Origin of the sequence: Bradyrhizobium sp. ISRA442 (assembly GCF_038085055.1) — a bacterium.
GTDB lineage: Bacteria > Pseudomonadota > Alphaproteobacteria > Rhizobiales > Xanthobacteraceae > Bradyrhizobium.
Window position 1 is genome coordinate 1 of record NZ_JALGCN010000035.1, and the last position, 14,220, is coordinate 14,220.

Here is a 14,220-nt window from a genome sequence, read left to right on the forward strand (position 1 = left end):
TAGATAAAAGCGACGGTGTCGCTCCGTGCCGTCGGGGGTCGTAAGTGTCTGTCTGCACATAGTTTTGGATAGGACTGCAGCGGCACCGCATGAAGTGGCCTGGTGCCGCTCGAACCGAGAAGGCATTCAAAATCAACGTTCCGAGCGCCATCGTTCGCAGCATGGCGTCTTGTTGCGCGTGCTCGGCGGGATGTCCGGCCATGATCGCATGGGAGGCCACTGCCGGACCAACGGAGCGCCGTCAAGCGCTTCGCGCGACCGGCTCCGCCGGCTTGCGGGCCTTGACTGCGCTCCGCTGGCCCCGCTCTTTTGCTTCCATGCGTCCATGGCCTGCTCTGCGCGATCGCGCTCAAGCGGCTGTACGACGCCATCGAAAATGGGGTCGCCGACGTCTCCGATCCGCTGCTCAAAGAGCGCGTGACCGAGTTGAAGTCCATCCGCGATCAGGCCCGCGCCTGACGCAGAGCGGGCCAAGGGCGCGCTTGATCGGGCTGGGCCGAGCAATCACACCCCAGGCACTCAAAACCTTCGCCGGCTAGGCCCGTAGGCGGATGCGAACCGAGGCGGGCGGCTACCGGCGCGACCACCTCCGTGCGCTGGCCCAGAGCGTCGAAGTGGACGCGAAGGAAGTTCGCATCATGGGATCGAAAAGCGTGCTCTTGCGCACTCTCGTCGCCGCGTCCGGCGCAAAAACGGCAGGTTTTGGAGTGCCCAGTTTTGTACCGAAATGGCGCGCCCGGAACGATTCGAACGTCCGACCCTCAGATTCGTAGTCTGATGCTCTATCCAGCTGAGCTACGGGCGCGTGTTTCGCAAACAGCGATTGCGGGCATGGCCCGCATCTTCCGGACGGAGCCGGAAGCGGTGCGAAAGAGCGCTCTGACTAACCGCTCTTTCCTCGGTTGGCAAGGTCCGGGATGAGGGTATTTGGGGCATTTTCCGCCTCCTCCTGGTCATTCCGGGATGGCCCCATCGGGTCCGGCCTTCGGCCGGCCCGATGGCAGGCTCCGGGCTCGCGACTTCGTCGCGCCCCGGAATGACACGTGTGGAGTATGCGAACTCCAAAATGACAACTGGGAAAGCACTCGGCCGCTGGCCTAGCCTTACGCCCTCGCCCGCTCGTTGCGGATGGAGAGGAGTTCCACGGGGCGGTCGGGGATGACGATCCGGAAGGTGGCGCCGATGGTGCCTTCGACCAGATGAATGTCGCCGCCATGGGCGCGGACGAGCTCGGCGGCGATCGCAAGACCGAGACCGCTGCCGCCGGGGCGCCCCGACGTCTGGAACGCCTCGAACAGGTGCTCCCGGGTCTTTTCGGGCACGCCCGGGCCGGTGTCGGAGACTTCCAGGATCGCGACCGCGCCTTCGCGCTTGCCGGTGATCCGGATCTGCTGCACGCCACCGTCGCCGGACGAATGGGTCTCCAGTGCCTGGGCGGCATTGCGCACGAGATTCAGCAGCACGCGGAAGAGCTGATCGGGATCGGCATCGATCGCGAGCCCACGCTCGATCGCGGCAACCCAGGCGATTGATGCGTCAGTGACGAGGCCCGCGGTCTCGCGCACCTCGGCGACCACCGGCTCGATCAGGATCATGCGGCGGTCGGGCGCGGCCTCCTGAGCGCGGCCGTAGGACAGCGTCGACTGGCAGAAGGCGATGGCGCGCTCGAGCGAGCGCACGAGCTTCGGCGCAAAGCGTTGCACCCGCGGATCGGGCACGCTGGCGAGCTGGTCCGACAAAAGCTGCGCCGAAGCGAGCAGATTGCGCAGGTCGTGGTTGATCTTGGAGACGGCAAGGCCGAGGGCCGCGAGCCGGCTCTTCTGATGCAGCATCGACATCAGGTCGCGCTGCATGTCCGACAGCTCGCGCTCGGCCACCCCGATCTCGTCGCCGCGCTGACTCGGCACGATGATGCGCGCCGAGCTCTCGGGATTCTCGTGGAAACCGACCAGGCTCGCGGTGAGCCGCCGCATCGGCCGCACGAAGAGATAGTGGAGCGCGAGGTAGACCAGGCCCGCGGTCAGGGCCGCGATGATCAGCGCGACCACCACGACATTGCGGGAGAAGCGGTACATCGATTGCCGCAGCGGCTGCTCGTCGGTGACGATTTCGATGAACTGGGCATTGCCCACGCCGGGGCCGACGATGCGGATGGCCTGGTTGCCGGTCTCCAGCATCATCTCGAACGAGCCGGTGATCGCCTGCCACGCCGTCATGTCGCGCAGGTCGATGTCGTGCTCGATCGCGGCCGGCAGGTTGTCGCTGGCGAGCAGCCGGCGCTGCTGGCCCATCTTGATCGCGACCGCGCGCGCATTGATGCTTTTCAGGATCTGCCGCGACAGCGAATCGGGAACCATGCCGAGCGGCGCCGCGTCGAGCACGAGAGCTGCGGTGTTGGCTGCGGCGACACGGTCGTTCAGGCGGTTGACCCAGAAATTCGCGATCGCCGGCACGTAGAGCAGGCTGGCCGCGATCATCACCAGGGGAACGGTCAGCACCAGCAGCTTGCCGGACAAGCCGAGCCGGCGCGGCTCACGCGGCCGCGGCGCCGGCCGGTCCGGCTGATCCATCTCCTGGGTCGGCTGGAGGTCTGTCGCTGCCACGAAATTCGCCCTCACTGCCTTCGCTTGTGAAGAATGCGGTCCGCTGCCAGCCCCGGTCAAATTACGGATCGCTAATCTCCCGGGGTCGGATGTAAGCCCGGAAGCCGCGAGTCGCTACCTCTTCGGTTAAAAACACCGCCGAAACAGCGATATTCACTCGACCTGCGCCTACCTGCGGCGTTGACGAAAAGGAGGCGCTCGCATATAAGCCGCGCCGAATTGTCCGCGATGACCCGGCTTGGTCGGGAGCGGCTCTCTTGGGGCCGGAAAGGGCCGCTTTGGGCCGCATCTTCCGGACTTTACCATCAATTCTACAGGCAAATTGCCCGGTCAGCGGAGAACAACCCGTGAAGCGGACTTATCAACCCAGCAAACTGGTGCGCAAGCGCCGTCACGGCTTCCGCGCCCGTCTCGCCACCGCCGGCGGCCGCAAGGTCCTCGCCGCCCGCCGCGCCCGCGGCCGCAAGCGTCTGAGCGCCTGAGCCGGACCCTTTTGGGATTTCATCATGGAACGGCTGAGGCAGCGGGCGGATTTCCTCGCCGTTGCCAATAGCGCGCGGGTGAACGCCAGCGCGTTCATCCTGCAAAGCCGTCGCCGTGATGACAGCGGCCCGATCCGGGTCGGCTTTACCGTTACCAAGAAGAACGGCACCGCCACCGAGCGCAATCGCATTCGGCGCAGGCTTCGCGAATTGGTGAAGCGGCTCGAGCCGGTGTCAATGCTCCCCCATCATGACTATGTACTAGTCGGCCGAAGGGAGGCGCTCACGCGCGACTTCGCGACGATGCTCGACGACCTCCGCGCCGCGTTCAGGAAGCCCGCGCGGCAGGCGCCCAAGGGACTGCCGAAGGGACCGTCGAAGGGACGCGGCGTGAAGCCCGCCCCGTCCTCCGCGACCAGCCGCAAACCGGATTGATGACGAGACACAAGAGATGACCGACAACCGCAACACCATTCTCGCCGTCATTCTGTCCGGCCTGGTGCTGATCGCCTGGCAGTATTTCTACAACGTGCCGCAGATGGAGAAGCAGCGCGCCCAGCAGCAGGTGCAGGCCGAGTTGCAGAAGAACGCGCCCCAGCCGGCGGCCTCTCCGACGCCGGGCGCCACGCCGCAGTCGGGCAACGCGCCACAGCCCGCCGCGACGCCAGGTGCAAGCCAGCAGGCGCAGCCGGCCGTCAGCCGCGAGACCGCGATTGCCGCGGCTCCGCGCGTGAAGATCGACACACCGCGGCTTGCCGGCTCGATCTCGCTGAAGGGCGGCCGCATCGACGACCTCGCGCTGGTGCAGTACCGCGAGACGGTCGACCCGAAATCGCCGCCGATCATCCTCTATTCTCCTTCCGGCACGGCCGAACCCTATTACGCGGAGTTCGGCTGGGTAGCAGCGACGGGCGTGACGGCGAAGATGCCAGACGCCCAGACCGTCTGGCAGCAGGACGGCAGCGGCAACCTGACGCCGTCGACGCCGGTGACGCTGAAATGGGACAATGGCGAGGGGCTCACCTTCCGCCGGACCATCTCGGTCGACGACCACTATCTCTTCACGGTCAAGGACGAGGTGAGCAATGTCGGCAACGCGCCGGTCACGCTCTATCCGTTCGCGCTGATCTCGCGCCACGGCACGCCGCAGGTCTCGGGCTACTACATCCTGCATGAAGGCCTGATCGGCTATCTCGGCGAGCACGGCCTGCAGGAATATGCCTACAAGAAGATCGACGAAGCCAAGCAGGTGAATTTCAAGGCCACCAATGGCTGGCTCGGCATCACCGACAAGTATTGGGCCTCGGCGCTGTTGCCCGACACCAGCGCGCAGCTTCAGGCGCGCTTCTCGTCGAACCCCACCGGCAACGTACACACCTACCAGACCGACTATCTGCTCGATCCCGTCACCGTTGCGATCGGCGGCACGGCGACGGCGAAGGCGCGGCTGTTCGCGGGCGCCAAGGAAGCCGGTGTCGTCGGCATCAACTTCCCACTGGCGGGCCTCGGCGGCTACAACAGGGAGCTCGGCCTCAACCACTTCGATCTCTTGATCGACTGGGGCTGGTTCTACTTCATCACCAAGCCGATGTTCCTCGGCCTCGACTTCTTCTACCGCTTCTTCGGCAATTTCGGCATCTCGATCCTGCTTGTCACCGTGATCGTGAAGCTGCTGTTCTTCCCGCTGGCGAACAAGTCCTACGCCTCGATGGCGAAGATGAAGTCGATCCAGCCGCAGCTTCAGGCGCTCAAGGAGCGCTATCCCGACGACAAGGTGAAGCAGCAGCAGGAGATGATGGAGATCTACCGCAAGGAGAAGATCAACCCGGTCGCCGGCTGTCTTCCCGTAGTGATCCAGATCCCGGTGTTCTTCTCGCTCTACAAGGTGTTGTTCGTCACCATCGAGATGCGGCACGCGCCGTTCTACGGCTGGATCAAGGATCTCTCGGCGCCCGATCCGACCAACCTGTTTACCCTGTTCGGCTTGATCCCATTCGATCCGACCACGATCCCGGTGTTCGGCCATTATCTCGCGCTCGGCATCTGGCCGATCATCATGGGCATCACGATGTGGTTCCAGATGAAGCTGAACCCGACGCCGCCGGATCCGACGCAGCAGATCATCTTCAACTGGATGCCGCTGATCTTCACCTTCATGCTGGCGGGCTTCCCGGCGGGCCTCGTGATCTACTGGGCCTGGAACAACACGCTCTCGGTGGTCCAGCAGAGCTTCATCATGCGCCGCAACGGCGTGAAGGTGGAGCTGTTCGACAATCTCAAGGCGACGTTCGCAAGGAAGGCGACGTAACCGTCATTGCGAGGAGCGAAGCGACGAAGCAATCCAGACTGTTTCCGCGGAGAGAGTCTGGATTGCCTCGCTTCGCTCGCAATGACGTGAGGAAACAGCGAGCCTTCGCATGAACGACGATAAAGATGCGAAGCTGATCGAAGCCGGGCGAAAGCTGTTCGCCCGCGACTGGCAGTTCATCTGGGCCTCGCCCTCGATTGCGACGCTGCCACCGATGGCGGGGCTGGAGATCGCCTTTGCCGGTCGCTCCAATGTCGGCAAGTCGAGCTTGATCAACGCGCTGACCGGCCGCAACAACCTCGCGCGCACCTCGCATACGCCGGGCCGCACGCAGGAGCTGATCTTCTTCGAAGTCCCGGGAAGGTCCGACCTGCGGCTCGTCGACATGCCCGGCTATGGCTACGCCAAGGCGCCGAAGACGCAGGTCGCGTCCTGGACCGGCCTGATCCACAAATTCCTGCTCGGGCGCGCCAGCCTCGCGCGCGTCTACGTGCTGATCGATGCGCGGCACGGGCTGAAAGACGTCGATCTCGAGATCCTGAAGACGCTCGACCGCTCGGCCGTCAGCTACCAGATCGTGCTGACCAAGGCCGACCAGGTGAAGGCCTCCGAGCTTGCCGCGCGTATCGCCGAGACCGAAGCCGCGCTGACCAAACACCCGGCCGCCTTCCCGAACGTGCTTGCCACCTCCTCGCGCAGCTCGGCCGGCATGGCGGAGCTGCGTGCCGCGATGGCGCGGCTCCTGGACGAGCGGGGCTCGTGATGGCAGCCTTGCGCGTGCTGATCGGGCTTGCCGGCCTGATGGGCGCCGCCGGCGTGGCGCTGGCGGCCGCGTCCGCCCACGGCGCCGATGCCGGCCGGCTCGCCTCCGCGAGCGCCATGCTGCTGTTTCATGCAACCGCCATACTCGCCTCAGTCGCACTGCTCGCACGCGGACTTCTGCACGGCGGAATTGGCCTTACCGCCGCGTTCGGCTTCGTGATCGCGGCGACGCTGTTCGCCGGCGACCTCAGCTTGCGCCAATACGCCGGCCATTCGCTGTTTCCCTACGCCGCGCCGACGGGCGGGACGCTGATGATCGTGAGCTGGCTGGCGGTGACGCTGGCGGCGGTGTGGCGGCGGAATTAGCGCCGTCTTCCTTCTCCCCTTGTGGGAGAAGGTGGCGCGCAGCGCCGGATGAGGGGTCTGTCTCCGCGGTTAGAGACCAGAGGGTAGAGCACAACGCTTTGCGCCAGCCCCGCCAATCGGATAGAACGCGGCCCGACAGTCCCGCCAGCGAGATCCGCCCATGACCGACATCTCCCCGCTCGACCAGGCCCGCATCCTGTCCGAAGCGCTGCCGCACATGCAGCAGTATGACGAAGAGACCATCGTCATCAAATATGGCGGTCATGCCATGGGCGACGAGGAGACTGCGAAGAACTTTGCCCGCGACATCGTGCTGCTCGAGCAGACCGCGATCAATCCGGTGGTGGTGCATGGCGGCGGGCCGCAGATCGCGACCATGCTGAAGCGCCTCGGCATCCAGTCGGAGTTCGCCGCCGGCCTGCGCATCACCGATGCCGCGACCATCGAGATCGTCGAGATGGTGCTGGCCGGCTCCATCAACAAGCAGCTCGTCGGTTACATCAACGAAGCCGGCGGCAAGGCCGTCGGCCTCTGCGGCAAGGACGGCAACATGGTTCGCGCCACCAAGGCGACGCGCACCATGATCGATCCCGGCTCCAACATCGAGAAGGTGGTCGATCTCGGCTTCGTCGGCGAACCGGAGAAGGTCGACCTGACGCTGCTCAATCAGCTCATCGGCTACGAGCTGATCCCGGTGCTGGCGCCGCTCGCGACCTCGAAGGAGGGCCAGACCTTCAACGTCAACGCCGACACCTTTGCAGGTGCCGTGGCCGGCGCGCTCAAGGCCAAGCGCCTGCTGCTCCTCACCGACGTGCCGGGCGTGCTCGACAAGTCCAAGAAGCTGATCCCGCAGCTTTCGGTGAAGGACGCGCGCAAGCTGATCGCCGACGGCACCATTTCCGGCGGCATGATCCCGAAGGTCGAGACCTGCATCTATGCGCTCGAACAGGGCGTGCAGGGCGTCGTCATCATCGACGGCAAGATGCAGCACGCCGTGCTGCTCGAGCTCTTCACCAATCAGGGCACGGGTACGCTGATCCATAAGTGATGCGGGAACGCGAGCAGCGGAAAAAGGTCGTCATGCCCGGGCAAGAGCGCGAAGCGCGTCTTCGCTCAAATGACCCGGGCATCCACGCCTCTCCGCACGCGCGGGCGCACCTGGATGGCCGGGACTTGTCGGTTGAGACGCGCTCCGCGCTTTTGCCCGGCCATGACGAGCGGAGAGCGAGGCGGCACCGCCGCTCGGCCTTCACCCGCTTCCTGATGACGTTACCGGCCGCAGCCGTCTCGTTCTTCTTCTCCTCCGCACCGGCCATCGCCGATCTCAAGATCTGCAACCGCATGTCCTACGTCGTGGAGGCCGCGATCGGCATCGACGACAAAGCCGCGACAGCGACGCGCGGCTGGTTCAGAATCGATCCCGCCACCTGCCGCGTGGTGGTGCAGGGCACGCTGACCGCCGACCGCATCCTGCTCAACGCCCGCGCCCTCGGCGTTTACGGCACCTCGCCCATCCCGCAGAACGGCCGCGACATGCTCTGCGTGGCGCAGGACAATTTCGTCATCGCCGCGGCGCGGCAATGCCGCAGCGGTCAGACCCAAGCCGCCTTCACGCAAGTGACGCCGACGCGGGGCGACGACGACAATTTCGTCGCCTATCTCGCCGAGGATTCCGAATATGACGACGAGCAGGCACGGCTCGCCGGCATCCAGCGGCTCTTGGTGATCGCGGGCTATGACGCCGCGCCGATCGACGGTGTCGACGGGCCGAAGACGCAAGGAGCACTTGCCGCGTTCCTGAAGAGCCGCGGGCTTTCGTCCGACATCGTGTCATCGCCGAACTTCTTCAAGACCATGGTGGATGCGGTGCAGACGCCCTCGGCAAGCGGTCTGACCTGGTGCAATGACACGCCCCACAAGGTGATGGCGGCGGTCGCCACCGATGACGGCAAGTCCGTGACGAGCCGTGGCTGGTATCGCATCGATCCCGGCAAATGCCTGCATCCCGACGTGACCGGCCAGCCGAAGCAGCTCTTCAGCTTCGCCGAGGCCGTCGATGGCGACAACCGTACCATCAAGCTGAAGGACCGCCCGCTCAACTGGGGCGGCGACAGGCAGCTCTGCACGCGCGACAGCAAGTTCGAAACCCACGAGCAGAACGATTGTCCCGCACGCGGCTTTGCTGCCACGGGCTTTGCTGCGGTCGACATGTCGAGCGGCGGCAAGACGCTGCGCTTTGCGATGCCGTGATGGCTGAAGCCATGATCGCTGCTGCAATGATCGGAACGCTGGCGCCACAAACACCGCCGTCGTCCCGGCGAAGGCCGGGACCCATAGCCACAGGATTTGGTTGTGATGCGAGATGGTGGTTGTCAGTCTTCGCCAAACCACTCCCTGGGGTTATGGGTCCCGGCCTTCGCCGCGACGACGATTGAGGGCGGGGCCACCGCCTCAATGGACGGATAGAGTATTGTGATGAACCAACCCCGCACCTTCGCGCACGTCGACACCTGGGTGTTCGATCTCGACAACACGCTCTATCCGCATCACGTCAACCTATGGCAGCAGGTCGACGCGCGGATTGGGGAGTTCGTGTGCAATTGGCTGAACGTAACGCCCGAGGAAGCGCGCAAAATCCAGAAGGACTATTACCTGCGCTTCGGCACGACCATGCGCGGCATGATGACCCTGCATGGCGTGCGCGCCGACGACTATCTCGCCTATGTCCACAAGATCGACCATTCGCCGCTGGAGCCGAACCCGGCGCTCGGCGAAGCCATCGCGAAGCTGCCGGGACGCAAGCTGATCCTGACCAACGGCTCGGTCGACCACGTCGACGCGGTGCTGGCGCGGCTTGGCCTGGTCTCGCATTTCGACGGCGTGTTCGACATCATCGCCGCCGAGTTCGAACCGAAGCCGGCGCCGCAGACCTACCGGAAATTTCTCGCAGACCATGCCGTCGATCCGACCCGCAGCGCGATGTTCGAGGACCTCGCGCGCAACCTCACCGTCCCGCACACGCTCGGCATGACCACCGTTCTGGTGGTGCCCGACGGCACGCAGGAGGTGGTGCGCGAAGACTGGGAACTGGAGGGCCGGGACGCCGCCCATGTCGACCACGTCACCGACGACCTGACGGGGTTTTTGGCGAGGCTGTCGCGGTGACGCCGTAGCGGAGATGAAGCCCCAATGAGGCGTCATACCCCGCGAAGGCGGGGTATCCAGTAGTCACTGCTGTCTCGATTCATCACGACCGCCGCGGCGTACTGGATCACCCGCTTTCGCGGGTGATGACGGCGAACCAAGCTTGACTCCTCCCACCCAAATCCCGAAAAAGCCCCCCAATCCATCGCCAGACCCTGCCTTCCCGAGAGGAAATCCCGATGTCCCTCCAAGCCCTCGAATCCACCATCAACAGCGCCTTCGACGCGCGCGACGGCATCTCGACCTCGACCAAGGGCGAGGTCCGCGAGGCCGTGGATCAGGCGCTGGAGATCCTGGACAAGGGCGAGGCGCGCGTCGCCGAGCGCGGGACCGACGGCAAGTGGAAGGTCAATCAGTGGCTGAAGAAGGCGGTGCTGCTCTCCTTCCGCCTCAACGACATGGGCGTCATTCCCGGCGGCCCGGGCAAGGCGACCTGGTGGGACAAGGTGCCCTCGAAGTTCGAAGGCTGGGGCGAGAACCGCTTTCGCGATGCCGGCTTTCGCGCGGTGCCGGGCGCGGTGGTGCGCCGCTCGGCCTTCATCGCCAAGAACGTCGTGCTGATGCCCTCCTTCGTCAATCTCGGCGCCTTCGTCGATGAGAGCACCATGGTCGACACCTGGGCCACCGTCGGCTCCTGCGCGCAGATCGGCAAGCGCGTCCACATCTCCGGCGGCGCCGGCATCGGCGGCGTGCTCGAGCCGCTGCAGGCCGAGCCTGTCATCGTCGAGGACGACTGCTTCATCGGCGCGCGCTCGGAGGTCGCCGAGGGCGTGATCGTGCGCAAGGGCGCGGTGCTGGCGATGGGCGTGTTCCTGGGCGCCTCGACCAAGATCGTCGACCGCGAAACCGGCGAAGTCTTCATTGGCGAAGTGCCTGAGTATTCGGTGGTGGTGCCTGGCGCCCTTCCCGGCAAGCCGATGAAGAACGGCCAGATCGGCCCGAGCACCGCCTGCGCCGTGATCGTCAAGCGCGTCGACGAGCGCACCCGCGCCAAGACCAGCATTAACGAATTGCTGCGGGATTGAGACTCGATCCTCTCCCTCTCCCCGTTCTTACGGGGAGAGTGTTGGGGTGAGGGGCACATCCGCAAAGACGGTGGGTGTTGCCCTCGCGGAGAGTCCCCCTCACCCGGTCGCTTCGCGACCGACCTCTCCCAGCAAGCGGGGCGAGGTGAACTGCGGCGCCAGCCCACTCAATCGAACCCACCATCCCTCCATCGCGCCAATCACCGGGCGGCCTCTAGCCCGCCCGGCAGCATGCATGTTAAGCGGAGCACATGACCGATGCTCTCTCCATTGCCCGCGATCTCATCCGCTGTCCCTCGGTAACCCCGGCCGATGCCGGTGCGCTGGGAGTTCTTGAAAAAGCGCTCACGACGGCCGGCTTCATTTGCCACCGCGTGACCTTCTCGGAGGCAGGCACCGCCGACGTCGACAATCTCTACGCGCGGATCGGCACCGAAGGTCCGCACATTACTTTTGCCGGTCACACCGACGTGGTGCCGCCCGGCGACGAGAGCGCCTGGAGCGTCGGTGCGTTCTCCGGCGAGGTGAAAGACGGCTTCCTGCACGGCCGCGGCGCGGTCGACATGAAGGGCGGGATCGCCTGCTCGGTTGCCGCGGTGCTGGAGCATCTCGCCGCGAACGGCGGCAAGCCGCGCGCGGACGGCCAAGAATCAGGCTCGGGCTCGATCTCGTTCCTGATCACCGGCGACGAGGAAGACGTCTCCATCAACGGCACGATCAAGCTGTTGAAATGGGCCGCCGAGCGCGGCGAAAAATTCGATCATTGCGTGCTCGGCGAACCCTCCAATGTCGAGGTGCTCGGCGACACCATCAAGGTCGGCCGCCGCGGCTCGCAATCCGGCACGCTCTACGTCGACGGCGTGCAGGGCCATGTCGCCTATCCGCACCGCGCGTCCAATCCGGTGCCGGACATCTCGCGGCTGATCGTGGCAATCTCCGACGAGCCGCTCGACCATGGCAGCGCGCAGTTCCAGGCTTCCAATCTCGAATTCACCTCGGTCGACGTCGGGAACAGCGCCTCCAACGTCATCCCCGGCCAGGCCCGCGCCAAGTTCAACATCCGCTACAACGACAACCACACCCAGGCGAGCCTGCGCGAGCTGGTCGAGGCGCGGCTGGCAAAAGCCTGCGGCAACCGCATCCGCGCCCGCATCGTCTGGGAGCCCTCGAACTCCAACGTGTTCGTGACCAAGCCCGGCCCGTTCACCGACCTCGCCGTCGCCGCGATCGAGGAGGTGACGGGGCGCAAGCCCGAGCTATCGACGAGCGGCGGCACGTCGGACGCGCGCTTCATCTCGAGCTACTGCCCGGTGATCGAGTTCGGCCTGGTCGGCCAGACCATGCACCAGGTCGACGAGCGCGTGCCGGTGGTGGATCTGGAGAAGCTGACGAAGGTCTATCGCGGGATACTTGCGCGGTATTTCGCTTAAACTCTGATGCGCCACACGTTCTGCCGTCATCGCCCGACCTGATCGGGCGATCCAGTATTCCAGAGACTGCGACGAATACGGAGAAGCCGCGGCGTACTGGATGCCCCGCCTTCGCGGGGCATGACAGTGGTGGGTGTGGCGAGAGCGCGCCCTCGCGTCAGTAATCCACCCGCACCAGATACAGCCCCTCCGGCGGGGCGACGATGCCGCAGGCGGCGCGGTTGCGGGCTTCGAGGGCGGCGGAGAGATCGTCTGCGGTCCAGCGGCCTTCGCCGACCCAGACCAGCGAGCCGACCATCGAACGAACCTGGCTGTGCAGGAACGAGCGCGCTGAGGTGAGAATCGTTACCTCGCGGCCGTCGCGCAGCACGTCGAGCTGATCGAGCGTCTTCTCCGGCGACTTGGCCTGGCATTCGGTATCGCGAAACGTCGTGAAATCGTGCTTGCCGATCAGGCGCTGGGCTGCCCCATGCATCGCATCGGTGTCGAGCCTGCGCGGCACGCGCCAGGCGTGACCGACATCAAGCGCGAGATTGGCGCGGGTGTTGACGATGCGGTAGCGGTAATGGCGCTTGATCGCCGAGAAGCGCGCCTCAAAACTCTCGGGCACGATCTCAGCATCGAGCACGGCGATCGGATTCGGGCGCAGATGCGCATTCAGCCCGTCGCGAATGCGGTCCGGCGCAAACGGCTTCTCGATGTCGACATGCGCGACCTGCCCGAGCGCGTGCACGCCGGCATCGGTGCGGCCGGCGCCATGCACCCGCACATCCGCGCCGGTCATCGCCTTCACAGCTTTCTCGAGCGCGCCCTGCACCGAGGGCAGCGTCTCCTGCACCTGCCAGCCGCAGAACGGCGCGCCGTCATATTCGATGGTGAGCTTGTAGCGGGGCATCTCAATCCGGGTGGTGTCATCGTCCGCCTTGTGCGGGCGATCCAGTACTCCGCAGCCTATCCGTTCAACCGAGGGGTCTCGGCGTACTGGATACCTCGCCTTCGCGGGGTATGACAGTGTTAGGTGAATCTCGTGCCCGCCTTCAGCGGCACGCCGCGCAAGAAGTCCGCGGCCTGCATCCGCGCCTTGCCTTCGCGCTGCAGCTCGATGATGCGGATGGCGCCCTCGCCGCAGGCGATGGTGAACTGGTCGTCGAGGACATCGCCCGGCGCGCCCGCGCCCTTCGCCAGTTTGCAGCGCAGGATCTTTACGCGCGCATTCTCGTTCAGCCCGGCGAGCTCGGCCCAGGCGCCGGGAAACGGCGACAGGCCATGGATGTGGCGCAGCACCGCGCGCGCGGGCTTGCTCCAGTCGATGCGTGCCTCGGCCTTGTCGATCTTGGCGGCGTAGGTGACGCCGTCCTCGCTCTGCCTTGAGAGCTGGAGGCCGCCGCGGTCGAGCGCGGCCATCGCGCGCACCGTCAGATCGGCGCCGAGGCGGGCGAGGCGATCGTGCAGATCGGCAGCGGTCATGTTGTCGGTAATTGCAAGACGCTCGGCCATGGCGACATCGCCGGTGTCGAGGCCGACGTCCATCTTCATCACCATGACGCCGGTCTCGGCGTCGCCGGCCATGATCGCACGATTGATCGGCGCCGCCCCGCGCCAGCGCGGCAGCAGCGAGGCATGCAGATTGTAGCAGCCGAGCTTTGGCGCATCGAGGATCGCCTGCGGCAGGATCATGCCGTAGGCGACGACGACGGCCGCGTCCGCGTCGAACGCGCGAAACGCGTCGAGCGCTTCCTGTGTCTTCAGCGTCTTCGGCGTCAGCACGGGCACGCCGAGCTTTCGCGCCGCTTCCTCGACCGGCGTCGGCTGCAATTGCAGGCCGCGCCGCCCGCCCGGCTTCGGCGCGCGGGTATAGACCGCCGCGATCTCGTGGCCATGCGCCACCAGCTCGAGCAGCGTCGGCACGGAAAAATCGGGCGTACCCATGAAGATCAGGCGGAGGGACATGACAAGGACTCGGTACGTTCCCTCCCCCTTGCGGGGGAGGGCTAGGGAGGGGGTGCCACACGGCATGCACGCTCGGCTCGAGAGCGAACT

The 14,220-nt window shown here is 65.6% G+C and carries 14 protein-coding genes and 1 tRNA gene; 11 read left to right on the forward strand and 4 right to left on the reverse strand.

The genetic code is table 11. From position 1 onward, the window contains the following. Positions 1 to 309: 309 nt before the first annotated feature. Positions 310 to 459 carry a hypothetical protein gene (locus MTR72_RS37985; protein WP_341512178.1) on the forward strand — a complete coding sequence of 50 codons (150 nt, stop codon included), beginning with the start codon at positions 310 to 312 and terminating at the stop codon, positions 457 to 459. A 269-nt stretch (positions 460 to 728) separates the two neighbouring features. On the opposite strand, the gene MTR72_RS37990 is transcribed toward MTR72_RS37985, so the two are convergent. Together MTR72_RS37990 and MTR72_RS37995 are read right to left on the reverse strand one after the other, a co-directional pair. Beyond that, a tRNA-Arg gene (locus MTR72_RS37990) sits at positions 729 to 805 on the reverse strand. A gap of 298 nt (positions 806 to 1,103) precedes the next feature. Beyond that, positions 1,104 to 2,603: an ATP-binding protein gene (locus MTR72_RS37995; RefSeq protein WP_445819684.1), complete on the reverse strand. Its 1,500-nt coding sequence runs from the start codon at positions 2,601 to 2,603 to the stop codon at positions 1,104 to 1,106. A gap of 347 nt (positions 2,604 to 2,950) precedes the next feature. Here MTR72_RS37995 and rpmH point away from each other — a divergent pair, with 347 nt between their 5' ends. The 10 genes from rpmH (at position 2,951) to dapE (ending at position 12,180) form a co-directional block, all read left to right on the forward strand. Beyond that, positions 2,951 to 3,085 carry a 50S ribosomal protein L34 gene (rpmH, locus tag MTR72_RS38000; protein ID WP_008542748.1) on the forward strand — a complete coding sequence of 45 codons (135 nt, stop codon included), beginning with the start codon at positions 2,951 to 2,953 and terminating at the stop codon, positions 3,083 to 3,085. A gap of 24 nt (positions 3,086 to 3,109) precedes the next feature. Further along, positions 3,110 to 3,520 carry a ribonuclease P protein component gene (gene rnpA / locus MTR72_RS38005; protein ID WP_280967985.1) on the forward strand — a complete coding sequence of 137 codons (411 nt, stop codon included), beginning with the start codon at positions 3,110 to 3,112 and terminating at the stop codon, positions 3,518 to 3,520. Positions 3,521 to 3,536: 16 nt separating this feature from the next. After that, complete coding sequence (yidC, locus tag MTR72_RS38010; RefSeq protein WP_280967984.1) at positions 3,537 to 5,393, forward strand: membrane protein insertase YidC; 1,857 nt, start codon at positions 3,537 to 3,539, stop codon at positions 5,391 to 5,393. 109 nt (positions 5,394 to 5,502) lie between these two features. Beyond that, positions 5,503 to 6,156, forward strand: coding sequence for a ribosome biogenesis GTP-binding protein YihA/YsxC (gene yihA, locus MTR72_RS38015; protein ID WP_280967983.1), 654 nt, complete (start codon positions 5,503 to 5,505; stop codon positions 6,154 to 6,156). Beyond that, positions 6,156 to 6,521 carry a DUF423 domain-containing protein gene (locus tag MTR72_RS38020; RefSeq protein ID WP_341512179.1) on the forward strand — a complete coding sequence of 122 codons (366 nt, stop codon included), beginning with the start codon at positions 6,156 to 6,158 and terminating at the stop codon, positions 6,519 to 6,521. Before yihA ends, MTR72_RS38020 begins: the two co-directional genes overlap by 1 nt. Positions 6,522 to 6,681: 160 nt before the next feature. Beyond that, a complete protein-coding gene (gene argB / locus MTR72_RS38025) occupies positions 6,682 to 7,569 on the forward strand; it encodes an acetylglutamate kinase (protein WP_279374515.1) in 888 nt (295 codons plus the stop codon). 215 nt (positions 7,570 to 7,784) lie between these two features. After that, the gene (locus MTR72_RS38030; RefSeq protein WP_280970815.1) at positions 7,785 to 8,771 is read left to right on the forward strand and encodes a DUF1036 domain-containing protein; all 987 of its coding nucleotides are present in this window, start codon (positions 7,785 to 7,787) and stop codon (positions 8,769 to 8,771) included. Between the two features lie 225 nt (positions 8,772 to 8,996). Continuing rightward, positions 8,997 to 9,686 (forward strand): pyrimidine 5'-nucleotidase, encoded by a 690-nt coding sequence (locus MTR72_RS38035; protein ID WP_280967981.1) that lies wholly within the window; start codon positions 8,997 to 8,999, stop codon positions 9,684 to 9,686. A 218-nt stretch (positions 9,687 to 9,904) separates the two neighbouring features. Beyond that, positions 9,905 to 10,750 (forward strand): 2,3,4,5-tetrahydropyridine-2,6-dicarboxylate N-succinyltransferase, encoded by an 846-nt coding sequence (dapD, locus tag MTR72_RS38040; protein WP_280967980.1) that lies wholly within the window; start codon positions 9,905 to 9,907, stop codon positions 10,748 to 10,750. Positions 10,751 to 11,001: 251 nt separating this feature from the next. Next, positions 11,002 to 12,180: a succinyl-diaminopimelate desuccinylase gene (gene dapE / locus MTR72_RS38045; protein WP_280967979.1), complete on the forward strand. Its 1,179-nt coding sequence runs from the start codon at positions 11,002 to 11,004 to the stop codon at positions 12,178 to 12,180. A 157-nt stretch (positions 12,181 to 12,337) separates the two neighbouring features. Here the strand turns inward: dapE and truA are convergent, their stop codons facing one another. After that, positions 12,338 to 13,075 carry a tRNA pseudouridine(38-40) synthase TruA gene (gene truA, locus MTR72_RS38050; RefSeq protein WP_280967978.1) on the reverse strand — a complete coding sequence of 246 codons (738 nt, stop codon included), beginning with the start codon at positions 13,073 to 13,075 and terminating at the stop codon, positions 12,338 to 12,340. 119 nt (positions 13,076 to 13,194) lie between these two features. Continuing rightward, complete coding sequence (fmt, locus tag MTR72_RS38055; RefSeq protein ID WP_341512180.1) at positions 13,195 to 14,130, reverse strand: methionyl-tRNA formyltransferase; 936 nt, start codon at positions 14,128 to 14,130, stop codon at positions 13,195 to 13,197. Positions 14,131 to 14,220: the final 90 nt, after the last annotated feature.